Below are 3,359 nucleotides of genomic sequence, written 5' to 3'. Positions count from 1 at the left end.
GCCAGAGATCTTATTGCCTCTTTTTTCCATTTAAGCAATTGATTTGGATGAATCCCATACTCTGAAGCAATCTGGGATATGGTTTTCTCTTCCTTGAGAATTTCCAGTACAACCTTGGCTTTGAACTCCCCAGAATATGATTTTCTCACGGCAACGATCCACCTTAAATAAAGCTGTTTTTTTGTCTAGTTTTCTTTATCCATTATAATCTGCCCGGCTTCCGTATGAGGATAAAGATCGCCGTAGCCCACTGTAGACACGGTGATAATGGCCAGGTAGAAGGCTTTAAAAAAGGACAAATGCTCAAAATTACTCAAAAAAAGCACACAGGTGAACAGGAAAAGAAACTCGGTGACACTTACGAAAAATAATACTTTTAGGATTTGATAAAGATGCCTGATTTGACTGGTATTTTTATTGCGGTAAAGTATCTTAGGTTTGCGTAGCATCTCAAGAACCCCTAATTAGTTTTACACCACGTTCATACAATGCTCGGTTCACTAAACAACAAAGCCTAATAAGTGCTAATACTCAATAAAAGGAGAAGAGAACCGTCCTTATCCGGGAGGGCCTGGCAGTCTCCAAAAGGGTGCCAGGAACGATTACGATTGGTGACTATTTGTCTGAATTCATCTTGTGTCATTTCCTTTAGGATACCGGTAAGTTTTCTTAAACGCCCGGCCATTTCCCGGTGGCCCATGGTCTGGTCCAGCACGAACACGCTGGAGATCAGGTTGGCTGCCCGGTATAGCTCATCTTCGTTGTAGCGGTTGACATCAAAAAGAATATAGCTGAAATTAAGCAGATACTTTGGGAACTTTTCGTACCCCGACAGCATTTCTTTGAATTTGGTGCTCGCCGTCCACCGGCCGGTGCCGTTGTAAATGACAAAGGTCTTAATGAGTTCTAAAAAGGCCCTTTTGTTGGACAGCAGTTGTTTTTATCCTTTTTCGCAGGGATGGTGGGGTTCCTTTTGGTTTGTCTGGTCTTTTTCCGGCACCCAATCACTTCTCTGGTTATTACTATTATCACATTAAACCACAGTAAGCCACAAGAATCCTTGAAGGTGCAGTGGTTGGTGCGGTTAACATTCCTATATGCCCGCCAGGTCCCCGCCCCTGCCGCTGTTTCTGTTATCCTTATTATACCAGATTCTAAATAATCACCAAATATCCTGCTTAGCAGGGTAAAGGCAAAGCTGGCAATAAAAGAATCCCCCGCAGGGAGTCGCCTCCGGGTAGGGGGATTCCGGGTCCTAAATGGCAGTGAATTGTCAGGATTGTTTGATGCTGCGACACCTGCGGGATTCGGGAGAGGGTGACAGCCTCCCTCCCGGCGAGCAGGGTTACAATAAGTTAATAAGTTTAGTGCCAGGCACCCAGGATTATGCGAAGCTGCCATCGACCTGGCCATGCATGTGGTTGCCGAGAAAAACTTGGGCTTGCCCCAGAGCAGCCGGCAAGCCTTTGAATTGCTTTAGGAACCGTCCCCGCGGCAGCCAGCCGCGACTGCCAAAGCAGTTTGGTTTTTTTGGTTTTTATGGTTTTTATAAGTTAATCTTTCCCATTTATATTTAGTTAGAGCATTTTTTGGGTTATAATAAATGCAAGAATAATATTCTTGAAATTTAAGGGGTTGGCCGTATGCAAATACTTTTTACTGTATTATAGAAGGTGATAAAAATATTGAAGATTTAATCAAAGCAGCCTATCGTATAAGGAATGCTGAAATAGCTTATAAATATAATACAAAGGAAAATGTCTTGGTAGTATGAAAATATACACTATTGGTTTTACAAAAAAATCAGCTAAAGAATTTTTTGAATTGTTAAGTAATAATTATATTAAAAAACTGATAGATGTAAGATTAAATAATTCTTCTCAATTGGCAGGTTTAATAAATACATGTCAAGCAATAAAAAATACTATTTTCTATTAGAACAAAGAAAAATGAGGAAACTTATATGAAAGATGAAACACTTCATCAAGAATATATTAATAAACTGCGCCGGGCATGGCAAAAACGTGCAAGGCAGAAACAAGAGGACCTAGAAAAACTGCGCCGGGACGCCTTGCTTAAAGCTACTGCCGCCGCCGCTCACCTAAAGGAAAAATACAATGTTAATGCTGTATATCTTTATGGCTCGTTGGTCTGGGGAAGGCATTTTTCCCACAGGTCGGATATCGACCTTTATGTAGAAGGCTTTCCTGCAAAAATAAGTTATTGGACAATGATGGTTGAGCTTGAGAATATAACCAAACCACATGAGATAAATGTCGTTTTAAACGAAGACGCCACACCCAGCCTGCGTGAAAAAGCCAGAAATGAGGGATACCGTCTGTGACCCGTAAGCAATTTATGGTCATTGCCACTCGCTTGAAAGAAGAGCTTGAAAATATTAAAGGTCTCTACAGTGAACTTTCAGGCCGTGGCCTCACTGGCTCCAAGAAAAAGATAAAATCCGTTCTACCTCCGGAAGACACCTTTATTTTAAGAGCCGTTGGCTCTATCCTTCATGATTTTTACGTGGCTGCCGAAAATATTTTTGAAACTGTCGCCAGGGAGATAGATGAAAAACTACCTGCCGGAGAACATTGGCACCGTGAATTATTACTGCGAATGACCCTGGACATTCCCGAAGTGAGGCCGCCCGTCCTTTCCAGAGAAACAGCAGGTAAACTTGATGAATTCAGAGCCTTCCGGCATGTTTTTAGAAATGTCTATGGATTTAACCTATCTCCTGAGAGAATGGTTGATTTGCTTAATAAATTTTCCCATACATTTAACTGTCTGGAAAAGGATGTCTACACATTTATTCAAACGATGAAAAAAATAATGCCCGAAGAGTAGTAGGTCTGTACCAGGAATTTTTTTTGGCGGGTGAGGCTTTTAGCTGATTACCGTTTTGTTACGGTATCGGCCATGAGCCCAAGCCCCGCCGTGCAGGCGCGGCGAAAGAGAAACCCCCGAATACATTTTCTTTGCTGGACAATGTACCTGTCCCCTTGTCCCCCTGTAATAAGTCATACTTTACAATAAGTCAAGCCTGACCCCTTCCCCCTTCCCCCTCGCCGGAGACATCCCAGTATGGTTTTACACGTGGTGCTGAGTATTACAAAAGGGGGAATAACTGATGTTAAACGATAACACTGTATCCAAGCTGCATGAGATGCGACTTAGTGTCATGGCACAGGCATTCCGTGAGCAGTTAAAAGACAGCTCCTTCCATGAATTATCGTTTGAAGAGCGGCTAGGTCTGCTTGTTGACGCGGAGTGGGCGGTACGTAAGAATARCCGGATGGCCCGGCTCATCAAAAAGGCCGATTATGCTATCAGTGGCGCGTGCGTCGAGGACATTG

6 protein-coding genes are annotated in these 3,359 nt (G+C 42.8%); 3 read left to right on the top strand and 3 right to left on the bottom strand.

Translation table 11 applies throughout. The annotated features are described in order from the left end of the window. From P378_RS10820 to P378_RS10810, 3 genes are all read right to left on the bottom strand, one after another. Window positions 1-149 (bottom strand): transposase (locus P378_RS10820; protein WP_143338401.1); only part of this gene is annotated, 149 nt, incomplete at its 3' end. Window positions 150-185: 36 nt separating this feature from the next. Beyond that, window positions 186-449: a potassium channel family protein gene (locus P378_RS10815; protein WP_099083267.1), complete on the bottom strand. Its 264-nt coding sequence runs from the start codon at window positions 447-449 to the stop codon at window positions 186-188. 65 nt (window positions 450-514) lie between these two features. Further along, window positions 515-931, bottom strand: a complete 417-nt coding sequence (locus P378_RS10810; protein WP_274378698.1) for an Rpn family recombination-promoting nuclease/putative transposase — start codon at window positions 929-931, stop codon at window positions 515-517. Between the two features lie 1,032 nt (window positions 932-1,963). Here P378_RS10810 and P378_RS10800 point away from each other — a divergent pair. From P378_RS10800 to P378_RS10790, 3 genes are all read left to right on the top strand, one after another. Next, the gene (locus tag P378_RS10800) at window positions 1,964-2,344 is read left to right on the top strand and encodes a nucleotidyltransferase family protein (RefSeq protein WP_099083265.1); all 381 of its coding nucleotides are present in this window, start codon (window positions 1,964-1,966) and stop codon (window positions 2,342-2,344) included. After that, window positions 2,341-2,850: a ribonuclease toxin HepT-like protein gene (locus P378_RS10795; RefSeq protein ID WP_207654030.1), complete on the top strand. Its 510-nt coding sequence runs from the start codon at window positions 2,341-2,343 to the stop codon at window positions 2,848-2,850. The genes P378_RS10800 and P378_RS10795 overlap by 4 nt, the downstream gene beginning before the upstream one ends. A 283-nt stretch (window positions 2,851-3,133) precedes the next feature. Beyond that, a partial coding sequence (locus P378_RS10790) for an ATP-binding protein (protein ID WP_180261066.1) occupies window positions 3,134-3,359 on the top strand: 226 nt, incomplete at its 3' end.

Source organism: Desulforamulus profundi (assembly GCF_002607855.1).
This window is presented reverse-complemented; position numbering and strand designations above follow the sequence as displayed.

What these genes read in the sequence shown, in the direction of transcription:
- P378_RS10800 (WP_099083265.1), top strand. Translation starts at nt 1,964, where the DNA reads ATGAAAGATGAAACACTTCATCAAGAATATATTAATAAACTGCGCCGG.
- P378_RS10815 (WP_099083267.1), bottom strand. Translation starts at nt 449, where the DNA reads ATGCTACGCAAACCTAAGATACTTTACCGCAATAAAAATACCAGTCAA.